Here is a 21889-nt window from a genome sequence, read left to right as displayed (position 1 = left end):
TAGCCGCATAAATCTTTGTTGTCAACAAATAAAATATTAATTGTGTTGTTTTTATTTGTTTAATGTCTGTTTTACAAAGAAAAATATTAAAAACGATGTGGTTTTCGTTTATTTTCTTGCAAAACACAGATATCCAGGTCTATAGTTAAGCCATATTGCTCCGGAAAGGTGATTATATGCTGGCAGCCGAAAGACGCAAAAAAATTATTGATCTCGTACATCAGGATAAAAGGGTTCTCGTCTCTGATCTCAGCCGGATGTTCGAGGTGACGGAAGAAACGATCCGCAGAGACTTGGAAAAGCTGGAGAAGGACGGCATTCTGAGCCGCACTTATGGCGGGGCAATGCTGAACAGGCACACGAATGAGGATTTGCCCTTTGTAACACGCAACGCGATCAACACCGATATCAAACGAAATATCGCGCTTAAGGCGCTGGAGCTTATTAATGACGGAGATACGCTGATGGTAGACCCCAGCTCCACCTCTTTTGAATTTTTGAAGCTGCTGGGCAATAAAAACAACCTGACGATCATTACAAATTCGATTAACATTCTGCATGAGTTCGCGAGCTCCGGGATGAATATCATTTCCTCCGGCGGTTCACTGCGCCACCGTTCACTGTCTCTGGTCGGGCCTGTCGCCCATGACACCATTCAGCGCTACAATGTGGACACCGCAGTCATCAGCTGCAAAGGCATAGATATGGAACGGGGAATTACTGATTCCAACGAACCTGAATGTGAGCTGAAGAAGTATATGCTGCGCCAGGCGGAGAAGGTAGTCCTGCTCGCCGACCACACCAAGTTTGACAAAACCGCCTTCACGAGGCTGGTGGAGCTTGGCAGCATCGATGTGCTGATTACGGACCGCAAGCCGGCGGAATCCTGGCTGAAGCGGCTTGCCGAAGAAAATATAGAGGTGCTGTATTGAAAAGGCCGCCCGGTCTCCCTGCTGCTTACTGTGCAGGGAGCCGGCGGCCTTGTTAATGCTGTCTGTTATTGCGGTCCGGCGATTCTGCTACATTGCCCCGCTCTTGGAGAGCATGATATTCAGAATTGTCGTGTCTGTTGCCGCCAGCCCTTCCTGAACCAGCCGCTCCATGTTGCGTATCGTGTCCTCCACCTCATCGAAGATGACGCCATCCTTGGTGGTAGGCGCAATGTTGTTCATCGCCAGTGTAGCTGCCTGGATGGCAGCATTGGTCGAGGTGGAGATTTTCAGGGCGCAGGTTGATTTCGCGCCGTCGCAGATCATGCCGGACAAGGAAGCTATTGTATTCTGTACACCATGCTTGATTTGCGCTAGGTTTCCGCCCATAAGATAAATGATGCCGCTGTTCGCCCCTACACCGCCAGCAATTCCTGAACCGCACAGCGGAGAGAGACGGCCGATGTAATGCTTGACATGCACAGTGACCAGATTGCTCAGGGCAAGCGCCCGGACCAGCATCTCCTCGTCCTTGCCGAGCAGCTCCGCCAGGGCGATTACGGGCAATGTGCAGGCAATGCCCTGATTGCCGCTGCCTGCGGTGGTCATCACCGGCATTGCGCTGCCATCCATCCGCGCGTCGGAAGCAGCAGCCGTTGCGGCAATAATCTGGCTCGCCACATCATTGCCGAACAAATTCACCGCCGATTGCTGGCTCATCTTCTTCCCCACCTGCAGTCCGTAATCGCCCCGCAAGCCCTCATCCGATATCGCCTTGTTCATCCGCGCCCCTTCCAGCAGAAAGCTGAGGTCTGCAAAAGGAGCGGTACAGATAAACTCAAATATCCGGTCGATTGAGCCCGCGTACGCTTCGGAATCGGAAAGCCCCGGCTTGCCGCAATCCGCCTTGGATTTCGGGGGTGCAATGGGCTCCCCGTCCAGGGCCAGCATGTCTATATGGGTATGCTCCCGGGCAATAATGGCTGTTGCCTCATGGTTCCGGGAGTACACCCGGGCTTCGATATATAATTTCTCCGGAGTGTCCTTTAGCTCTACCTCCAGCAGATCCCGGTCAAGCAGCTCGTTGGCTGTCTTCAATTCGGCCAGCGTCAGTCCTGACAGGATTTCCAGCTCTTTGTGGGAACGGCCAACCACCGCCCCAAGCGCCGCTGCGATGGGCAGGCCGGTCTGACCCGTGCCGGGAATGCCCACGCCCATTGCATTCTTGATAATATTCCCGCTGAGCAGCAAATGAATTGCTGTAATTTCTTCCTCCAGAAGCTCCGCCGCCAAGGAGACGGCATATGCAACTGCTATCGGCTCCGTACAGCCTTCTGCCGGTGCGACTTCCTTGTGCAAAATCTCCAATAAGCTGGACATGTTCGCATTCACCCTTCTCTCTGGTTGTCGAAGTTGTTTCTTAATAGTATATCAGAGAGAAAGCTCCAGGAAACCCGCAAGTTTTAAATATATAAATTACTTTATCGCCTCGACGGCATGACCGCCGAACTCATTCCGCAGGGCGGCAACGACCTTGCCTGTGAAGGTATCAGTCTCCAGCGAACGGTAGCGCATCAGGAGCGACATGGCGATGACCGGAGTTGCTGCCTGCAGATCAAACGCAGTCTCCAGCGTCCACCGGCCTTCCCCGGAGGAATGCATAATCCCCTTGATCTCGTCCAGCTTGGCATCCTTGGAAAAGGCGCGTTCCACCAGCTCCATCAGCCAGGAGCGGATCACCGAGCCGTGATTCCATACCTTGGCCACTTCTTCAAAATTATAATCGTAGCCGCTTTTCTCCAGCACCTCGAAGCCCTCGCCGATTGCGGCCATCATCCCGTATTCAATCCCGTTATGGACCATCTTCAGAAAGTGTCCGCTGCCGGATTTGCCGGTATATAAATATCCGTCCTCCACGGACGTATCCCTGAAGATCGGCTCTGCAACGGCCCAAGCCTCTTCATCGCCGCCAACCATATAACAGGCCCCGTTGCGCGCCCCTTCCATCCCGCCGGAAGTCCCTGCATCCAGGAAGTAGATTCCCTGCTTGCCCAGCTCCTCATGACGGCGGACCGACTCCTTGTAATGCGAATTGCCGGCCTCAATAATAATATCGCCCTCCGACAGCAGCGGAGCAAGCTCCGCAATTACGGAATCGACAAAAGCATGCGGCACCATAATCCAGACGATCCGCGGTGCTTCCAGCTTGGAGGCGAGCTGGGCCAGGCTGCCCGCTCCCAAAGCTCCTTTGGACTCAAGCTCCGTTACCGCATCCCGGTTCACATCAAACGCTGCAACCTCATGACCATGCTCCAGCAAATTCAGGGCCAGATTGGCGCCCATTTTTCCTAATCCGATCAAACCGACTTTCATAAATAACCCCTCCGTTTATGATGTTAGCCTGCAAATGCTTACGCTCCCGGACGAACAGCCTCAGAATCCTCAGCGGCACCGCCCGCAATACCGTTCTGCGCAGCAAATGCCGGATCATCATCCAGCCACCAGTGGGCATCGCCCAGCAGCTCGGCGGCGGCAGCCGGACCGTTGGAGCCTGCAGGATACAAATGCAGCGGAAGCTTGCCCTCGGCCGTTGCTTCAATGATGGGCTCCACCCACTGCCAGGATAATTCCACTTCATCCCAGTGGGCAAAGAAAGTGGCATCGCCCAGCAGCGCATCATAAATGAGATTCTCATAGGCCTCCGGCAGATCCGGATTGGCGGAATCATGCTTGATGCTCACTGGCTCCAGCTGCCCGTGCTGGCGCGGATTTTTGGTGTTCAGCTGCAGCGAGATGCCTTCACCGGGGCCGATTTCGATGATCAGCAGATTCGGATCAAGGTTCAGCCTGTTCAAATTATGCAAGTCATTGAAGGGCTCTTTGAACTCAATCACAATTCGCGTCGATTTCTCTTTCATGCGTTTGCCGGTCCGGATATAGAAAGGCACGCCATCCCAAAGCGGATCATCGATAAAAAGACGGGCAGCGATATAGGTCTCGTTCTGCGAGGACGGATCAATTCCCGGCTCGGAGGTATAGGCATCCGCCGGAGCGCCTTTCATTTCGCCGGCGGCGTATTGGCCGCGAATGACATTCTGCGCCAGATTATCTTTCAGGAGCGGACGGACGGATTGGATGACATGGCGTTTTTTGCTGCGGACATCCTCCGGTGTGCTTCCCTTCGGCAGCTGCATCGCCATCATCATCACCAGCTGGAGCATATGGTTCTGGAACATGTCCCGCAGCGCACCTGCCTTGTCATAATACCCTGCCCGCTCTTCCACTCCCACAGTCTCGCTGGCGGTAATCTGTACATTGGCAATGTAGCGGTTCTGCCACAAGGCTCTCAGCACCGGATTTGAATATTTCAGCACCTCCAGGTTCTGCACCATCGGCTTGCCGAGGAAATGGTCGATGCGGAAGATCTCGTCTTCTGTAAAAGCGGCGTTCAGGCTGTCATTCAGCACCCGCGCCGACTCCAGATCCGTGCCGAACGGCTTCTCAATGATCAGGCGCTTCCAGCCCCTGGTATCCCCCAGTCCGCTGGCATTGATATTGGCGGCTATCCCACCGAAGAATTCCGGTCCTACCGACAGATAGAACATCCGGTTCTGCGGAAGGCCAAGCTCTTCTTCACGGCGCCGGACATGCCCGAGCAGCTTCTCATAATCCTCAGGGTGTCCCACATCAAGCACGCTGTATTCAAAAGACTTAAGGAAGCTCTGCAATTCAGGCGAGTCCTCCACCTTCCCGCGGGAAAAGGTGTGCAGCGAATCCAGTACTCCAGCCTGGAACGCTTCATTCGTCAGCATTCTTCTGCCAAGACCTATCACCGAGAGAGGACCGGAAAGCTTGCCATCGGCAAACAGGTTATATAATGCGGGGAAAATCTTCCGTTTGGCCAAATCCCCGGTTGCGCCAAAAAGTACAAAGGTTGATGATTCCACTTTCATTCCTCCCGTTGTTGTCAAATATTTATAAGGTTACTTATTATTACTCACAAACTTTATAACACACATCATACGACTGCAGAATCTATTCGTCAACCTCATTTTGACAATTACGATTTGTTTTTATTTTCACAAATAAATCACTGTGATATATTTAGGAGGATATTTAAAATAACAAACCAAGGCGGGGACAACGATGAAGCAGGATTTCAAGCCGCTGCTGGCCAATGTGGAGCATGTCCATCAGACCATCGGGAAGAAATGGGTGAGCCTGATCATCCACGTATTGAATGAAGGCCCGAAGCGTTTCAGTGAACTGAACGCCATCATTCCCGATCTAAGCAAACGTGTGCTGAATGAACGCCTGAAGGAGCTGGAAGAGTGCGGCTTGCTGAACCGCGAGGTGATTCCCGAGCGGCCGGTGCGGACGGAATATTCTTTGACGGCCAAGGGACAGGAGCTCGGCGAGGCGCTTAGCTATGTGGAGGCCTGGGCGTTGAAATGGCTGTAGAGCTTGCTTAACACAAGCGGAAACGGCTACGCCGTCCTTGTAAAGGACGGTATCCGTTTCAGCGAGAAATAGTAGGATCATTTAGTGTGCCGAGCCTATAAATTCTGTATTTTAAAAAACAAACCAGCAGGCCCCCAAAATGGAGACCTGCTGGCTTGCCGTTCATTGCTTCTTTCGTTGCTGCCGGATGTAAACCGGAAATCAGGCAAGCGCGCCGCGCTGGCCCCGTGAAGCTCAATCCGCGTAAAACATATAAACTCTAATATTTTGAACAACACGGCTTTGCCATCCTTCATTGGCAGCGCAGCCGTTTTGAATTGCAGGCTTAAGGTTGTCAGTGACTCTCCAGACCTCTTGCTGAGACCCGGCGGGAAGCCCAAGTGGAAAAAGGAAACTTAAATCTCCCCCTCCCCATTTCCGCCAGCGTTAGTGGGAAAAAGGTTACTTAATTCCTCCGTTTCTCCCCCTTTCAGGGGAATACGCCTAAATTAAGTTCACTTTTTCCACTATTCCTTCTACCGCAAGCATTTCAGCCCATTTAGTTTCACTAATTCCACTTCACTCCCCTGCCCCCGATGGCTAGCTTGTTTCCCCCCTAATTCCGCGCTTCCTCCTGCAAAACAGCACCACAGGTTCTCAAGAACAACATCACCCTGGCAGATGAATCAGCTTGCACGCATATGAGCTCTGCCTAAAGCTACTGATACTTAACTCCGCCATCCAGCTTTGGGCGAAATCAAAGCTTTAACTCATTTGACCATTAAGGTTTAGCGTTATCATGCAGCTGTTCGTGAATTTGGTCCAGTTCTTCAGATCTGTTGACCGAGCCGCCTCAATATGGGAGCCGGATACATAATAGGCGCTGCCGGATTTCACAATTGATTAAAGGAGTTATCCGCTTCAAAGAGAAATAGAAGGATAATCTATAGCGTCCGGCCTAAAAATAAATTTGAAAAAGGGAGCAGGACATTGAACCTCTTGTCCCCGCTCCCCTCGGTGAAATGCCGGTGCTTTCTTCTGAGCCAGGCTTAATTTCCGCCCAGATTGAACTCAGCTGCTATGGCTTCCGGCGTGAGCACATTGCTGAATATTTTCAACTCGTCGATCAGACCCTTGAATGGCGCATCCCAATAATTAACGCCCAGTGTAAAAATCCCGGTATTGTTCGAAAATATGCTTGGGAAGCCCGTGCCAGAGAATTTCTCCACGCCGTTGATGTACACCTTAACCGTCCCGTTGGCGACCGTAAAAGCAATATGCGACCATTCATTTACCGGAATCTTTATTCCCGCATCGGCTTCATATGCCGCGTTGGCCCACAGCATTGTTAGGTCCGAGGGGCTCTGCGGAACGAAGCTGATCCAGCTGCTGTTCGTTCCGGCCCCGAAGAAGGCCGTAGTATAATTGGTCAATTGCTCCGGATTCAGCCACAAGGCTACGGAGTAAGTATCAGTGTCAATCAGTCCGTCCGGGAGACGTATCCCGGAAGCGCCGTCAAACAGCGCAGCCTGCCCGGATACCCCCTCGCCGTAGGTGACGCTGCCCACAGTTGGGCTGGTAATCAGCATACCGGTTGCTTGGCCTTCGCCAGCCAGCTGCAGCGAGTCCTTCAAATCCCCTTCAAAAGCGTAATGCGCCACCTTGCCGTCCGTCACCGTCACTGCATAGCTTGCACTTACACCGCTGCCGTCGGTAGCGGTCCCGGTAATCACCGCTGCACCTGGAGCCTTCGCGGTCACCACACCGGAAGCCGCATCGACCGCTGCCACTTCCGGACCGCTCGAGGTCCAGGCCAGAAGGCGGTTGCCGGCATTTGCCGGAGAAATCGTGACCTGGGGTGCGTACGTATTGCCTGCGGCTATACTCTTCTCCGCAGCGGCAAAGGTGATGGAACCGACCTTGACATCGGCATCCGGCTCGCCGTTTACCAGCCAGCCGACCACTTCAGGAGCCAGCGCCTTCTCGTATACACGGAACTTATCGATCATGCCTTGATAAGGAACATCCCAGTAGTTGACGCCGAGGGCGAATATGCTGTCCGGTCCTGCGAACACATCGGTAAAACCCGTTCCCGTATATTTCAGTACACCGTCAATATACAATTTGACCGTTCCGGCATCGTACGTAAAGGCCACATGCGACCACTGTCCGGCTGGAATCTGCAGACCCGCATCTGCGTCAAGCCAGGTGTCGCTGCCGAACCACATCCGTGTGGTTGCCCCCGCATTGCCGTAAGGCAGCAGGCTGATCCAATTGGTTCCGGTCCGGGCACCGAAGAACGCAGGGGTATAGGCCGTAAGCTGCCCGGGATTCAGCCATATGCTGATCGTATAGGCACTGCCGTTAATCAGCCCGTCAGGCAACCGGATACCGGAGCTGCCGTCCAGCTTAACCGCCAGGCCGTCTTCGCCGTTCTCATAGGTGACTGCCCCACCTGTATTATTGATGAAATTGCCGGTAACCGTTGCTGCGGCGAGGCGCTCCCCGCTTTCGGCAAGATTGCCTTCAAAATCATAGGCTGCTGTCAATCCGTCCTCCAGCACGCTGCCGCTTAGCTCCACCACAACCACAGTGAAGGTTTTGGCTGCCGTGGCTGCGCCAAGCGTTATTGTCGCCGTCAGCTCGGCAGCCGCATTCCCCGTGCCCGGGGCGGGGCGGGTTACCTTGCCATCCGCTCCAACCACGGCCTCATTGGAGGATGACCAGGCAATTACCGAGCTATGCACACCCGATGTCGGCAGCTCAAGATCCTTATAGACCTTGCTTGTATCGCCAAGGCTGAGGCCTGCTGCAGCATTGGCAACCAGCTGTTCATCACTAAGCCGCTCTATTGCGCTGCCCCAGACCGCAGCGCCTTGATCCGACATTGCAGTGAAAGCCATCACGCCCGCATTGCGGGTCGAATCCCACTGCTTCACGAATACGCCTTTGTACTGTCTTTGTACTGTACTGCCGTTATCCGTTTCGTCAATAAGCAGGTCGACGTAATAGTCATCCTTCAGCTCCCAGGTTCCGGTTGCCGACCCGGCAATGGTGCCGTCTTCCAGCAGCTCCACATCAACTGTAGATTTTATCTTCGCCGAGGTATCCTTGCCGTGGTTTACGAACTGATAGGCTCCGGTCACCTCGCTGCGCTCAACCTTTTCAAGCGTTTCACCGGAATACCGGTGCGGCGCAACTACCGGCCAGGCCTCCTCGTTCATGAACATTTGATGCACCCGCAGCTCATGGGTTTCTCCGCGCGCCGGGAACCGGGTATGGAAGAAATTGAAGAGCTTGCCCAGCTGCTCATCGTAATAGACCGAATTATGGCCGGAGGATACATAACCATAGGCCGGGAAATCCGCTTCACCGTTCAGATTGCTGAACAGGAAGTTCCCCAGCAGCTTATTGCCGATGGCGGAATGGTCTCCGTCGGTGGCCAGCACGGCATTTTGTCCCGCAGCATCCTTATAGGGTCCGTCCGGATTCGCCGAACGGAACAGCCGCATGTTATAGCCGCCGTCCGAAGCAAGCCCCCCATAAGTCACATACAGATAGTAATAATCGGTATTCTTGTCATAGACGACATACGGCCCTTCACCGGATTTATAATTGCCGCCGGAAATCTTTGTGCCGAAGTAGCGGTCGACCAGCCGGCCATCGGAAGTGGTGCCATCCTTGCCCGGGAATTTCGGTTCACCGCTGACTGGATCGATTTCCAGCATGAAGATGCCGCCCGACCACGAGCCGTAAGTCATCCACAGCTTGCCGTCCTTGTCGTAGAACAGGTTCGGGTCAATGGCGTTCGTATACACTTTGTTCATGTACGAGCCATCTGCATTGAACCAGCTTGGATTGACCCCGTCCAGTATACCCTCGCCGATAAGCGACTGGAGGTTCGTATGGGTCCATTGTTTGTTGATGGTGCTGTTCGCGTCATACTGTTCGTTCAGGGTGAACCCGGAATACAAAATGGTATCGCCGTAGATATAAGGCCCTTCGATGTTCTGCGAAACGGCGAAGCCGATCGCTGAACGGATATACGTGGAAGAGGTGCAGTAATAGATCATGTACGCGCCCTTGCTTCCGTCCTTGTTCACATAATCCTCATTCCAGAATACAAAGGGGGCCCATACGGAAAAGCCGCCTTGGCTGTCCGAGTCATTCTCGCCCGCCCAGGCAAAGGAACCCGCAAGGTTCGCCGAAAGATCCCCATACAGCGCATTGCCCGGTGTGGTGTAGCCATTCGTGAAGGTGGACCAGTTCATCAGGTCGTCCGATTGGGCCGCCTCTATATGGGAACCGAAGACATAATACGTTCCGCCGGTCTTGACTACCGAGGGGTCATGCACCGAAACATTGGAGAACACGGGCGCAGCCGCTTCCGGCGGGATGCCGGGGGCAGCCGGGGCGGTAGCGCTTGGCGCCGCTGTCGGCGTTGCGGTTGGTGCCGCTGTCGGCGTTGCCGATGGCACGGACGTCGCGCTTCCCCCGCCGCTTCCGCCGGATGCAGCTGAAGCAGTAGCGGTCGCGGCCTCTGTCTCGAACCTGATATTCGTACTGAATTTGTCGTCAAAAGCGACTTTGCCGGTCCCCTGGACGGTGATCAGCTCGTCGACTCCAAGAATCAGGTTTCCGATCTCGGCACCGGCATCCACACGCAGGCCGGCTTTTTGGTTCAGTGTCAATTGGCCGATACTGCCGTGGGATAGATACAGCACGGGTTCGCCCAGCGCCTGCATATCCACCGAGTCAAAATCTCCGCTAAGCTCAATCACCGTACCCTCCGGCAGGGAATGCTCAACAATCAGCTTGCTGAAGCCAATGCCTGTACCTGCACCGTCTTCCTCCAGCTTGACCCCGGACCGGACCCGGACGGAAGGCACGGCAGTATTCCCTTGCGCCACAATACGCAGCTGGCCGTTCCTCTTGTTCACTACAATTTCGGAAGCGGTAACATTATTCAAAATAATACTGTTTCCGCCTCCGCCGGACACAAAAATTGTGCCTGCGATATTAACGTTATCCAATGTGAGGTTCCCTTCATCAATCCCCTCGGTGAGATACAAATTGCCGGAGAGGCTGGAGTTCTTCAACTCAATGCCCGGACGGCCCACGACCATATTCCGGGCTGTAATCTCCGAATACGCCCCGGCCTGCAAAAGGGTTTCTCCGGCCAGCTTGCCGATCATCCGCAGCGCTTCCGCCCTTGTAACCGCACGCGCCCCCTTGAAGCTGCCGTCCTCGTATCCCCCCAGATAGCCCTCCCCGAGCAAGGACAGCACCGCTTCCCGGCTCCACGCCGGCAAATCCGCCGCATCTCTGGGCACGGCGGTGCCTGCTGAAGCATCAAGCTGAAACAGCCGGAACAGCATAACGGCGGCTTCCTGGCGGCTTAACGTCCGATCCGGACGGAAGGTTCCGTCACTGTAGCCCGACGCATATCCGGCAGCGGCTGCCTTGCTGATATCCGTGTAATAAGCGCTGGTCTCCGCCACATCCGAGAATCCGCTTTCATTTCCGGCCTGTAAATTAAACACCCGATTGATAAGGACAACCCATTCGGCCCGGGTAATCGCCTGATCGGGCTTATAGCTTCCATTCCCGTAACCCGAGACTAAACCTTTGTCCACCCATTCCTGAAAATCAGTCTGTGCCCAGTGGCCCGTATAGTCTGGTGCCGGCTTCTGTATCGTTTGTCCGGACGTTTGCTTCACTGCTGCGCCGTCTGCCGCCGCCAGCGGCGAAGGCACAATCAGAGCCAGCGCAAGTAGCGCAGCGGACAGCTTGCCTCTCTTTCTCCCCACAGTTGCTCCTCCTCCGTTTGTTTTCAAGATTGATATCGCTAAGTCTGCAAATTCCCAAACACAACCCTGATGCATGCAGCCGGTTCCTCCCTTCGTTGCCGCACACATATAAAACGCTTACATCTTCTTTTTTTGAAAAGACATGCTTAATAAACCGGATTTATTTCAAAAAAAATTAAACCAATTCATATAAGAATGTCTTAGACGCTTATATTTTAAAGGCGTATATGAGAATTAGTCAATCAGAAATTTTAATTTATTTAAAATGATTCATACTTATGTTGATATATTCCGCATAACGGTTAAATCGGCTGTGCAGACAAGAAGAAACGGCTGCGCCGTCCTTAACCGGCCAGCGCAGCTGTTGGCATTTCAGGTGTAAGGCTGGCTGCTGAAGCCAGGCGGGAAGCCAGGTGGAAACGGTCACTTCATATTCCCCCAGCCGCTTTTTCGAAAGTCCTTAGCGGGAAAAAGGAACCCTAATCGATCCGGTTCTCTCCTTGCAGAGAAATTCGCCTGCATTAAGATGGAACTTGAACTATTCATCCAAAGGGCAGTCATTTTAGTGGTAAAAAGGATAACTAATCCACCGCCTTCGGATCCTGGATCATCCCTAGTGGGAAAAAGTACACCTAATCCGGCTGAAATCAGGCATATGGGGGGAGCGGGCCTCCATTAGGTGTACGAAATCCCACTAAAGCCCGTTCAAGCCAGAATTCCAGCCCATTAGTGTTACTTTTTACACTTCGCTTTCGTTCCTTATGAATCTCCTTGCTTTTCATCAGCTTGTTCAGGCTCTCCGGTTCAATTCATCCTGAATTCCGGAAGTGAATGGAACCCATCCAGATCGGACAAGGGATAACCCCTCTTTTTCCTTCACCCATTGGGTGCAAGCTGTTTGTAGCAAGAAATCCCTTCGCATAGAGCTTTTTAGAGGATTTGTGGATACTTATTTTCGAAATTCAGGATAAAATCTTATCTTTCAAGTGGAAACGGCTGCGCCGTCCTTATAAGGACGGTATCCGTTTCAGCGAGAAAGATAAGGCTAATGTATAGCGCGAAACATATAAATTCTGATCTTTTAAGAAAAACAGCTGCGCCGTCCTGAGGGACGGCGTGTTTCAGCGAGTGTGCAAGCCTGAAAATTCTATATATTGAACAAATGCCTCCTCGTGCACTTTCTAGGATCGTTTCTAGAATAATCAGCGAAAAAAAGCTCCGCGCATTCTGCTATAATCCAGAATACGCGGAGCCTCATATCCAGCTGTTCCCGTCCTTTTCATCGTATTTTCCCGCTCTGCACACAACGCCAAGGCTCACCCCCCTGATTTCATCAGCGGTAACCTGTAAGTAGTAGTTATCACTGTCGTCGTAATAGAGCACCCGTCCGGCCATTTGCCCTCCTGGATATTCCCTATCCCATACAATGCTCATTTATAATCTCCGTTTTATTGTAGCGCTTGCAGTCTTTAAAAGTTATAATGGTTTATAAGAAAATGTTTATATTTTGTCATAATGGAGGAGCTATGAAGCAGCTGTTCGAGCCTGTCATTTTTACAGACCATAAGTCGCTGATCTGGGATTATCATATATATACCGACGATTATTACAAGGGGTATTACCACTGGCACCAATGCTGTGAAGTCATGTTCGTTCACGCCGGCCAGGGCAATGTTGTCGTTAATCAGCAGATGTACGATATCCGCTCCGGGATGCTGTTCTTTTTCCAGCCCTATCAGCTGCACCGGATTTATTCGGAGGTCTCTCCGGAATGCCCTTTTGTGCGCACAATTTTCTATATCGATCCGCATACCGCCGGGAATCTGCTGCAGGGCTTTGCCAAACGCAAGGCGGTTTTCTCCGCGCTGTGGCAGGGCCGGAACCCGTGCTGCGGATTTGATCTGGGCAGCAGTGCAGAAGCTGTGGAGTGGGTCTACAAGAATTACAACCAGTGCCGCAACAGCACTATGGAGGAAGACCCCGAAGAGATCACGATCATGCTTCTGCAGCTGCTGGGCTGTCTCGGAACCGGCGAGAGCTCCCTCATTCAAGCGGAGGAACGGCGGAGTCTCCGTTATTCCGAGCAGATCATGAACTGGATCGAGAAGCATTACCAGGAGGAGGTTAACCTGGAGCAGCTTGCCGCCGAGACCCATTTGTCCAAGTCCTATGTCTCCAGGGTGTTCCATCAGGAAACGGGCGGCCGCCTGGTCGATTATCTCACCGCACGCAGAATCAAGCAGGCCTGCCGTTTGCTCAGCACAACCGATACGCCGGTGGAGCAGATTGGCATAGCTGTCGGCTTCCCGAACGCCTCTTATTTTAACCAGCTGTTCAAAAGAGTTCTGGGCACCACGCCCCTGAAATACAGAAAAAGCAATTAAGAGACTGCGACTAAATAAAGTACCGCTACATTGTTGACAAAACTCCCAAAACCGTGGAGCTTTTGTCAACAAAAGCGGGTACTCATTTCCTTGCAGCTCCTAAGGGGTCTCTCCGCTCCTAAACGTCACATTCCGCGCATAGTCGTTCATCAGGATGAGGTCTGTGCGCGCTTCCTCTATCTTCTCGCCGTTGATCTGCAGATTGATGAATTCCACCCCGTTCACGCCCCGGTCCTCATCATACCCGTAAATGCGTGAAGGCTCGGCCTCTCCACCGTCGTAGCGGACATTGCGGAAGGTTATATTTTCAATGCAGGTACCAGGCTCCGGATTGTAATCCCTGTTCATCACCACCCGCAAATCAAACAGCTGCCCCTGCTGAATCCGCTCCACCCGTATGTCACTGTACAGCACATTGCGCACCGTGTTGCGGTCTCCCGCATTGATCGCCATTGCTCCCCAATAGTTCTCCTGAGGCTCGTGATGCTCCAGAATATCAAGGTTCTCGTACACAATGTTCTCTACCGTATCCCCGCTGCGCCTGTAATCGCCATGCGTGCCAATCATCAGCGGATGCGCCACATCCGCCCAGAGCACCGAATCGCGCACAGTGATATTGCGGCTGTCTCCGTAGAAATCCCATCTTGAGCCGTAAATGGCGATGCAGTCATCCGAATTGCGCATGAACACATCCCGGATGTCAATTTCACTGCTGGACATAATGTCGATGCCGTCACTCCAGCCGCGCGTGCTGAACGATTTGAAATTTGCGATATGAATGTCCGAGGACTGGCCGATAAAAATGCTGTAATGCGGCGGATCAATCACCGTGATCCCTTCGACTCTCACCCGGCGCGAGAAGACGATCCGCACACCGCGGAAAGCGGAAAAACGGTGAAAATCCGCCAAGTACACCACGCCCCGGCCGCGGATCGCAACATCCTCCACATGCTCGCAGACGAAGGAGCCGACAACCGCCGCGCCGCCAGCCAGATAAATAACCGTTCCGGACGGAACCGCGAATACGGTTTCTTCTATGTAATGGGTTCCCGGGGCAAAATAGAGCGTTTGCGGCTGCCCGCTATCCGGCCCGCCCGTTGAAGCAAGCAGTGCCAAGAGATCCGGCGTACGGTGAATACCCGGCTTAATGAAGCGGACACCTGCCCCACCCGGCTGCGGCGCCCCTTCCTCCAGCTGTCCCGCAAAAAGATGCAGATTCCGGAAACGGTCACCGTTAATCTCCACCGAGAGCTTATGCGGCCCCTTCAGCTTGAAGCTGATCCGGCTCCCGTCATGACTGCAATCTATTTGGCATGCAGCCGGCGATATATTCACACGCTCAATCTCTGTATATTGGCATTCAATTTCTACTTCCGCTTCTCCCTCAAAATCAAAAAAAGCCATCGACGCCGGACGGACCTCATGCATGTCCACCTTGACCTCATAGACAAAAAGCGCCTCCCATTCGCCTCCGGGCATGCGCACCTTGACCTGATAATCCCCGCAGCCCGGTATATTGCCCGGAGCTCCGTATACTTGCAGCTGGTTCATTTTCAATTAACCTCCCCGGATTGTTCCTGCCAAAAGTATACCGCCTCCCTCCATGCTGAAGTTTGGCTCAGTTATACAGAAATGTTGCTATTTTGTCACTGTAATAGCGCTGCCATTATGACAAGATTTCGATATTTCGGGATATCAAATTGCAACTTTCCCGGTTTTCTTCACGATATACTCAGGATACATTCTTATATATTGGAGGCTCCGCAATGAGTACAGCCTATTGGCAGGAAGTTATGGACAAGCTGGACACGAAGGTAACGCGCATGATAGAACAAATCGGCGGCAAATGTCCGCATTACGCCGGTGAAGACGGCAAATTCGACGATATCGGTTCCGACTGGTGGACCACCGGCTTCTGGCCGGGGCTGCTCTGGGTCATGCACGATATGACCGGCAAAGGGCTATATAAAGAAGCGGCCTGGCATTGGGACGGCATCCTGGAGGAATGGTTCATTAAGCCGACCGTGGAATTGCATCATGATGTGGGCTTTCAGTTCCTGCCTACAGCCGTGATCAAGCATACCTTGACCGGTGATGAGGATGGTCTGCGCAGAGGGATCGAAGCCGCCAACTTCCTGGCTGCCCGCTACAATCCCGCAGGCAGGTTCATCCGCGCCTGGAACGAGGACAAATACGGCTGGGTGATCATCGACTGCATGCTGAACATCTCCCTGCTGTTCTGGGCCAGCAAGGTTACCGGCGATCCGCGCTACAAGCATATTGCGATCAGCCACGCGGAAACCACGATGCAGTACGGCATCCGCGAGGACGGCTCAACGAAGCATATTCTTTCCTTCGACGCCGAATCCGGCGCCTATATTGAGAATTACGGCGGGCAGGGCTATTCACCGGAATCCTCCTGGAGCCGGGGAACCTCATGGGGCCTGTACGGATTCGTCAATACGTACCGCCACACCGGAGATGAACGTTTCCTGAATACGGCCAAGCGGATTGCGCATTACTTTATCGCTGGGCTGCCGGAGGATCATGTCCCTTACTGGGATTTCCGGCTGGAGAACGATGAGCGCATGTTCAGGGACAGCTCGGCTGCAGCTATCGCCGCTTCCGGTCTGCTGGAGCTTGCCGAGGTCCTTCCTTTGGGGGAGAAAAGCCTGTACGCCAATGCTGCGGAGCGCATTCTGCGCTCATTGACCGAGAATTATGCCACCTGGGATCAGCCGGAGCATGAGGCGATTCTGCTGCACGGCACCGGCAGCGGAACCTCCTTCATCGACGTGTCGCTGATTTACGGGGACTACTACTATATTGAGGCCATTGCCAAAATGAACGGCTGGAAGCACCGGATATTCTAATTAAACGGGAATGCCGGTATCAGATCCCGCCCAGCAGCCAGCTTTCCGCCTCATCCCTGCTTCCGAACACCCGGAAATCCCTGCCCTTGTTCAATTCGGCCAACAGCTCCCGGAATCTGCCTTGCGCGGTTACTTCCGTGCGGATTACAGCCGCTGCCTTGATATGATAATTGATGAATTTCTGCAGGGCCGTTCCGGCCAGGCCTGTTCTGAGATTATAAAATCCGGCGGAGAGCGCCTCCTCCTGGAGCAGCAGCTTATAGCTGTTATGCTCCATGCACGCTGATACAAGATCAAGCACATCCCGCTCGGTGCGCAGCGGCTGATCAGGCTTGCGGCAGAGAATGTAGCCCTGCCCTTCTTTTTCAATAAATTCGCAGTCCATACCGCATACCTCCTGTAAAATGTGGTGTGCACCCTTTCTCATTCCCGGCTCCAAGCAAAACCGGCATCAACAGGCTGCCCTACGTTAGGTTCAGCTCTTGCCGCAATTGCTCAAGCCAGGCCAGTTCATTGGCATAGGTTGACACCAGATTGCTGTGAATCTGCTTCCACAAAAGGCTTTCCCGGGGATTCCGCTCCTGTGCGGAATCCCCTCTCTCTGCCTGGCCCTTCAGAAGCAAAAGCTGTGTGCGCACTTCCTGTTCATAACCCGTGAGAAGCGCGTTCAGTTCATCCGTATGGAGAAGATCTCCCCAGGCGAGCTGGATCAGAAAGGTCTTCTTGAACTCCGGCGGCTCCGGCGGGGAGAGTACCCATTGCCGCAGCTCGGCGAGGCCTGCCGGTGTAACGGTATAAATTTTTTTGGAGGGCGAGCTTTCCCGATGCAGAATCTCGTTGGTCACGAAGCCTCCGTCCAGCAGCTCCACCAGCGCTTTGTAGATCTGATTGTTGTTTCCGGACCAATACATAAATGAGGATTCCTGTATAAGCTTCTTCAGGTCATACCCGGTCATTGGCTTGCTGCTCAGCAGTCCGAGAATTGCGTGATTGATTGACATTATCTTCTCTCGCTCTCCATTCATTAACATATGTTAATAGTAACACATGTTACTTATGAAGTCGATTAATTTCCATACAGGTGGAAACGGCTTCGCCGTCCTTCTAAGGACGGTATCCGTTTCAGCAAGAAAGATAAGGCTAATGCATAGCGTGAAACATATAAATATCTTTTGAAAAAAGCAGACTGCAGGATCTCTTCCAAGATCCTGCAGTCTGCTTCATTCTTATTCTATTTTATTGCGCCAAATGCTCATCCAGCCACAGAATCGCCGTTACTCCGCGCGGATAATATTTGCTGCCGGTAATTTTACCGGAGATAATCTGGTCGCTCCAGCTCCAGAACGACAGCTCCGGATGTGTAAGCCATTCCACATGTGCCCGGTCTGCTTCACGGCCGTCTTCGCCCCGCTCTACGCCCAGAATTTGCCGGGCAATGAACTGGCAGAGATATACCTTGCTCAGCCAGCTGTTGTTGCTGGTGGAGGAGATTTTCCAGCCGCCGTCTTCGAAGAGGCAGACTCCCTTGACCAGCACCGCCTGCAAATGCCGCTCCAGCGCGGCAATATATCCGGCGAAACGTCCATTCCGCTCCAGCGCCTCCCGGCAGCCGGTATAGTAAGGGAACACCAGGCCTTCGATGGCCGGAATAATCCTGGAGTCGTTGCCTTCGGCGATAACTGCCGGAATATAGCCGTCCTCCGTAACGCTGGCGACGATTGTAGCGGCGCAGCGTTCAGCCTGATCACCCGCAATACCGGCCTGCTCAAGCTTGCCGGCCCCGCGGAAAATCTTCTCCATCGCGAGGTAGGCGGCCCAGCATTTCCCGGCGAGGTAAATGTTGTTCCGCGCCTGTCCGAGCGAAACATCGAGACTGTCATAGGTGGTGATCTCGGCCCCTCCCATCGTGCGGGAGCTGTCGAGGCCCATCACGCCGTTCCGCTGCGCAGGCTCCGGGTGATCACGATTGACCATACTGTCCAGGCAATCCTCCAGCACGCCCAGCTTCCGATCCATCCAGGAGCGGTCCCCGGTGTGCTCCAGATATACCGCCGCACTGAGAATCCAGTTGACGAGCTGCTCATGCGTCATATGGGAAAAGCAATCATCGATTCCATACATCTCGTAGGCGGAATGGCCGGGGCGCGACACCGCATTGGCAACGCCCATGTCATGCGTAAAGCTGATGCCGCCCGGATAATCCGTCTTGCCGCCCGGAAAGCGTACCGTGTCCGTATAACTGAATCTGTCCACAAACATATCCAGCTCATTGCGCACCGTCCACGGATTCATCCGCAGCTCATAGAACAGCTGATCTACTGTAAGATCGAATGTATTCATCATCCGGTATTCGCCTTCGTTCACGATCCAGAACGGTTGGCCTTGGTAATCCAGCAGCTCGGTCGAGCCATAGTAGCTGCGGATGGCGTGGGCGAGCATAAAGGTCTGGTCCTCGCTGAGCCCGGAGCCCTCCAGCAGGGCGTTGGCCTGTACCGCCTGCTGCTTGAGCTCCTCGAAGTGGGCCAGCGCATATTCTGCAACCGACTCCACATTGCTGAAGTAGCGGTTATAGTAATAGGAAGCATCCATTCCTGAGGTAACGTAGCCGGAGCGGTGGAAGCAGACCGCGAACCGGTAGCATTGCCGCACACCCGGCGGCACATCGATGACCTGCGCGCCTACCTGGCCCAGGCCAAAGGTCCAGTTCTCCTCCAGCTCTGCCAGCAGGATGTCCTCCATCTTGAAATGCATCGCCGATTGCACGCTCCCCTGCTCTGCGGCAATCGCCAGAAATCTGCCCTGTCCAACTCCCGTAAGACCGGACTGGCTCTCATCCAAGCGTCTCATTGCGCTGTATGGATCGTTGCCCTGGAAGCCGAAGAAGGCGCGTCTTGCCGATGCACAGGAGGTGTTATCCACCTCCAGCTCCACCAGCAGTGCGGGAAGCAGAACCGATTTCAGCTCTTCATCCGAAGCGGTGGCAGGGTCAGGCACTGCCCGGACGGGTGAGTAAATACGGAAGGTCAGATCCCCGGCAGACCAGCTGTCGGTGGACAGGCGGAAGTCCCGGGTGATCTCTCCGTCGGCAAATGGATGAAGAATCCGCGGCTTGCCGGGATTAGGATCAGGATTCTCAATATCGTAGCGCCTGCTCTCATCCTCCCCGCCCTGCTCATGAAACGGCAGCGTATCATACCCCTTGCCGTCTTTGCGCGCAAGACCGATGAATATATTTTGCTTGGGCGGCTTGCCCGCCTCCAGATCAAAGCCGCCTCCGGCTCCTTTGAAGCCTAACGTAAAGCTGGCGAATGATCCAATCGGTGAATGATGGGCATTGTAAAATTGATTCTGCGGCATAATGTATTGCACTCCCTCCAGCTGTTTTCCGGCTGTGCCGGATTCTATCTCTATGGTAGCTATCCCGTTCCGGCCGCGACAGGTCCAAAGCCGCCTATTATTTGGGCAAATCGAACGCATGGGGCAGGCTATGCTATAATAAAGCCATATTTCAGCGAAAAAGAGGAACCCCATGAACGTGAATATTTCCGGCATTGAACATTCTCTGGACGGCCGGATGTCCCCGGATCTTCAGGCGGCCTTTCATATCTACGCCGCCCATTGGCGCAAGGTCGATGCGCTGTGGCAGTACCCGGAGCATACCCATCCGATGTTCGAGATCAACCTTGTGCTGCAGGGGCGGCAGCAAATGACAGTAGGAGGACAAGCATTTATACAGGAAATCGGAGATATCCTGTTCATCCGGCCAGGAATCAGGCATTCCAGTCTGGGAACAGACTCCGGCGATGATATGGCTTATTACTGTCTGCATTTTGACATCGATGACCTGACGCTGAGGCGCGCCCTGCTGACCATGAATGCGGTCAGTCTCAGCGGGGACTCTCCGGTGCAGCAGGCAATCCGCTCGGCATTGGATGTTATGATCAGCACTGCTATTCTCCCCGAAGCAGCCGATGCCCAGCGCAACCGTCTGGTTACGCTGAATGCCTCCCTGCAGCTGTTCGCCGCACTTAGCGGCTGGGTGCTGGCAGAGCTGCCAGCCGCCTCTCGCAGCGCCCGGCCGGGAATTACAGAGAATACCGTTGCCCTCGCGCATGCGGTTGAAGGGCTGCTGCAGGAATCTGTCTTTACAGCCGCGGCTACGGGCAGCAGGGGCGGCGGCATCGAGGACATTGCCGCACGGCTGGGCTATAGCCCGAACCACTGCAACCGGGCGTTCCGGCATATTTACGGCCTGTCGCCAAGGCAATACCTGTCTGATCTGATTATCCGCCACGCCAAGCTGATGCTGCTGGACAACAGCATGTCCGTTGAGGCCATCGCCCACAGGCTCGGGTACCGCGATGTCTCTCATTTCAGCAAGCAATTCAAGCGCTGGACCGGCCTGCCGCCCATGGGCTACCGCCAGCTGACAGAAGAATCCGGGCAGTGAAGCAAGCAGAAACGGCTACGCCGGGACGGAAGTGCTTCAGCGAGAAATAGAAGGATCATTTAGTGGGCCAAGCATATAAATTCTATTTCAAAAAAGGATACGGAAAGCCGTTGTATGAACAACGTCTTTCCGTACCCTTTATTCATGTGCTTTTTTTTAATGCCATTACCCCTTGGTTGCCCCGGAAGCAATTCCTTTCACGAAATACTTTTGCAGAGAGACGAATACGACCAGCACCGGCACCACCGACATGGCGGTTCCGGCAAAAATCATATCCCAGCGCGAGGAGAATTCACCGATATAACGGTAGATCTCCACGACCATCGTCTTCGGCTCGCCGGAAGGCAGCACCAGCATCGGCATCAGGAAGTCATTCCAGATCCCCAGACCGTTCAGCACGACCATGCTTGCCGTAACCGGCCCCAGCAGCGGGAAGACGATTTTCCAGAAGATGCCGTACCGGCTGCAGCCGTCAATCTCCGCCGCCTCCTCGATCTCCCTCGGGATGCCTTTGACAAAGCTGGTATAGAGCAGGCAGCCGAAGCCGACCGCACCGGCCACGTAGACGAGAATCGGACCGGCCAGACTTCCGTACAAGCCGAACATTCTCAGTTCTTTGAACAGCGGAATCATGTACGCCTGGAAGGGAATCATCATCCCGGCCAGGAAATACAGAAACACCAGCTTGGTCCACCGGGTGTCCCTGCGTTCAATCGCATAACCGGCCATCGGAATAATCAGCACCTGGGCCACAATGGAAACGAGCGTCAGGATCAGGCTGTTGACTATCGCGCGGGGGAAATCCGTCTCCGTCAGCAGATACTTGAAGCTGTCCAGATACAGCCCCTTGGGGAATGCGATGGCATCCTTCATGATTTCCGCATTACTCTTGAACGCCGACATCAGGTTGAAGAATATCGGGAAAAAGAAAATGACCGCCAGCAGCACCGTTATGGCAAGCAGGGCAATTTCGCCCCATCTTTTCTTCGCTTGCAATGTCATA

General features: G+C 53.7%; 15 protein-coding genes. 5 read left to right on the top strand and 10 right to left on the bottom strand.

Going from position 1 to position 21889, the window contains the following annotated elements; all coding sequences use genetic code 11:
• The first annotated feature begins 176 nt into the window (after window positions 1-176).
• Window positions 177-932 (top strand): DeoR/GlpR family DNA-binding transcription regulator, encoded by a 756-nt coding sequence (locus tag HYD27_RS02895; RefSeq protein ID WP_219211269.1) that lies wholly within the window; start codon window positions 177-179, stop codon window positions 930-932.
• Between the two features lie 87 nt (window positions 933-1019).
• Here the strand turns inward: HYD27_RS02895 and HYD27_RS02890 are convergent, their stop codons facing one another.
• From HYD27_RS02890 to zwf, 3 genes are all read right to left on the bottom strand, one after another.
• Complete coding sequence (locus tag HYD27_RS02890) at window positions 1020-2309, bottom strand: L-cysteine desulfidase family protein (protein WP_219211266.1); 1290 nt, start codon at window positions 2307-2309, stop codon at window positions 1020-1022.
• Window positions 2310-2405: 96 nt separating this feature from the next.
• Window positions 2406-3302 (bottom strand): phosphogluconate dehydrogenase (NAD(+)-dependent, decarboxylating), encoded by an 897-nt coding sequence (gnd, locus tag HYD27_RS02885; RefSeq protein ID WP_219211265.1) that lies wholly within the window; start codon window positions 3300-3302, stop codon window positions 2406-2408.
• A gap of 38 nt (window positions 3303-3340) precedes the next feature.
• On the bottom strand, window positions 3341-4876 hold the full coding sequence (gene zwf / locus HYD27_RS02880; RefSeq protein WP_309242007.1) for a glucose-6-phosphate dehydrogenase: 1536 nt from the start codon (window positions 4874-4876) through the stop codon (window positions 3341-3343).
• Window positions 4877-5075: 199 nt separating this feature from the next.
• On the opposite strand from zwf, the gene HYD27_RS02875 reads away from it, so the two are divergent.
• A complete protein-coding gene (locus tag HYD27_RS02875; protein WP_219211264.1) occupies window positions 5076-5390 on the top strand; it encodes a winged helix-turn-helix transcriptional regulator in 315 nt (104 codons plus the stop codon).
• A 1028-nt stretch (window positions 5391-6418) separates the two neighbouring features.
• Here the strand turns inward: HYD27_RS02875 and HYD27_RS02870 are convergent.
• Window positions 6419-11179, bottom strand: a complete 4761-nt coding sequence (locus tag HYD27_RS02870; RefSeq protein ID WP_219211263.1) for a LamG-like jellyroll fold domain-containing protein — start codon at window positions 11177-11179, stop codon at window positions 6419-6421.
• A 1254-nt stretch (window positions 11180-12433) separates the two neighbouring features.
• Window positions 12434-12613, bottom strand: coding sequence for a hypothetical protein (locus tag HYD27_RS02865; protein ID WP_219211256.1), 180 nt, complete (start codon window positions 12611-12613; stop codon window positions 12434-12436).
• A gap of 92 nt (window positions 12614-12705) precedes the next feature.
• On the opposite strand from HYD27_RS02865, the gene HYD27_RS02860 reads away from it, so the two are divergent.
• The gene (locus HYD27_RS02860; RefSeq protein ID WP_219211253.1) at window positions 12706-13563 is read left to right on the top strand and encodes an AraC family transcriptional regulator; all 858 of its coding nucleotides are present in this window, start codon (window positions 12706-12708) and stop codon (window positions 13561-13563) included.
• Between the two features lie 99 nt (window positions 13564-13662).
• Here the strand turns inward: HYD27_RS02860 and HYD27_RS02855 are convergent, their stop codons facing one another.
• A complete protein-coding gene (locus HYD27_RS02855; protein WP_219211251.1) occupies window positions 13663-15114 on the bottom strand; it encodes a glycosyl hydrolase family 28 protein in 1452 nt (483 codons plus the stop codon).
• A 215-nt stretch (window positions 15115-15329) separates the two neighbouring features.
• Between HYD27_RS02855 and HYD27_RS02850 the strand changes: the two genes are divergently transcribed.
• Complete coding sequence (locus HYD27_RS02850; RefSeq protein WP_219211249.1) at window positions 15330-16436, top strand: glycoside hydrolase family 88 protein; 1107 nt, start codon at window positions 15330-15332, stop codon at window positions 16434-16436.
• Window positions 16437-16455: 19 nt separating this feature from the next.
• Here HYD27_RS02850 and HYD27_RS02845 read toward each other — a convergent pair whose 3' ends face one another.
• The 3 genes from HYD27_RS02845 to HYD27_RS02835 all read right to left on the bottom strand — a co-directional run bounded on the left by HYD27_RS02845 (window position 16456) and on the right by HYD27_RS02835 (window position 19793).
• Window positions 16456-16821, bottom strand: coding sequence for a DUF4180 domain-containing protein (locus HYD27_RS02845; RefSeq protein ID WP_219211247.1), 366 nt, complete (start codon window positions 16819-16821; stop codon window positions 16456-16458).
• A gap of 79 nt (window positions 16822-16900) precedes the next feature.
• Window positions 16901-17437: a PadR family transcriptional regulator gene (locus HYD27_RS02840; protein WP_219211244.1), complete on the bottom strand. Its 537-nt coding sequence runs from the start codon at window positions 17435-17437 to the stop codon at window positions 16901-16903.
• A gap of 235 nt (window positions 17438-17672) precedes the next feature.
• Window positions 17673-19793 (bottom strand): glycoside hydrolase family 52 protein, encoded by a 2121-nt coding sequence (locus tag HYD27_RS02835; RefSeq protein WP_219211243.1) that lies wholly within the window; start codon window positions 19791-19793, stop codon window positions 17673-17675.
• Between the two features lie 172 nt (window positions 19794-19965).
• On the opposite strand from HYD27_RS02835, the gene HYD27_RS02830 reads away from it, so the two are divergent.
• Window positions 19966-20886, top strand: a complete 921-nt coding sequence (locus HYD27_RS02830) for an AraC family transcriptional regulator (RefSeq protein WP_219211240.1) — start codon at window positions 19966-19968, stop codon at window positions 20884-20886.
• 165 nt (window positions 20887-21051) lie between these two features.
• On the opposite strand, the gene HYD27_RS02825 is transcribed toward HYD27_RS02830, so the two are convergent.
• Window positions 21052-21888: a carbohydrate ABC transporter permease gene (locus HYD27_RS02825; protein ID WP_219211238.1), complete on the bottom strand. Its 837-nt coding sequence runs from the start codon at window positions 21886-21888 to the stop codon at window positions 21052-21054.
• Between the last annotated feature and the right edge of the window lies 1 nt (window position 21889).

This window comes from Paenibacillus sp. S150 (assembly GCF_019352175.1).
GTDB lineage: Bacteria > Bacillota > Bacilli > Paenibacillales > Paenibacillaceae > Paenibacillus_AQ.
Note: the sequence above shows the minus strand (reverse complement) of the source record. Positions and strands in the feature narration are given on the sequence as shown.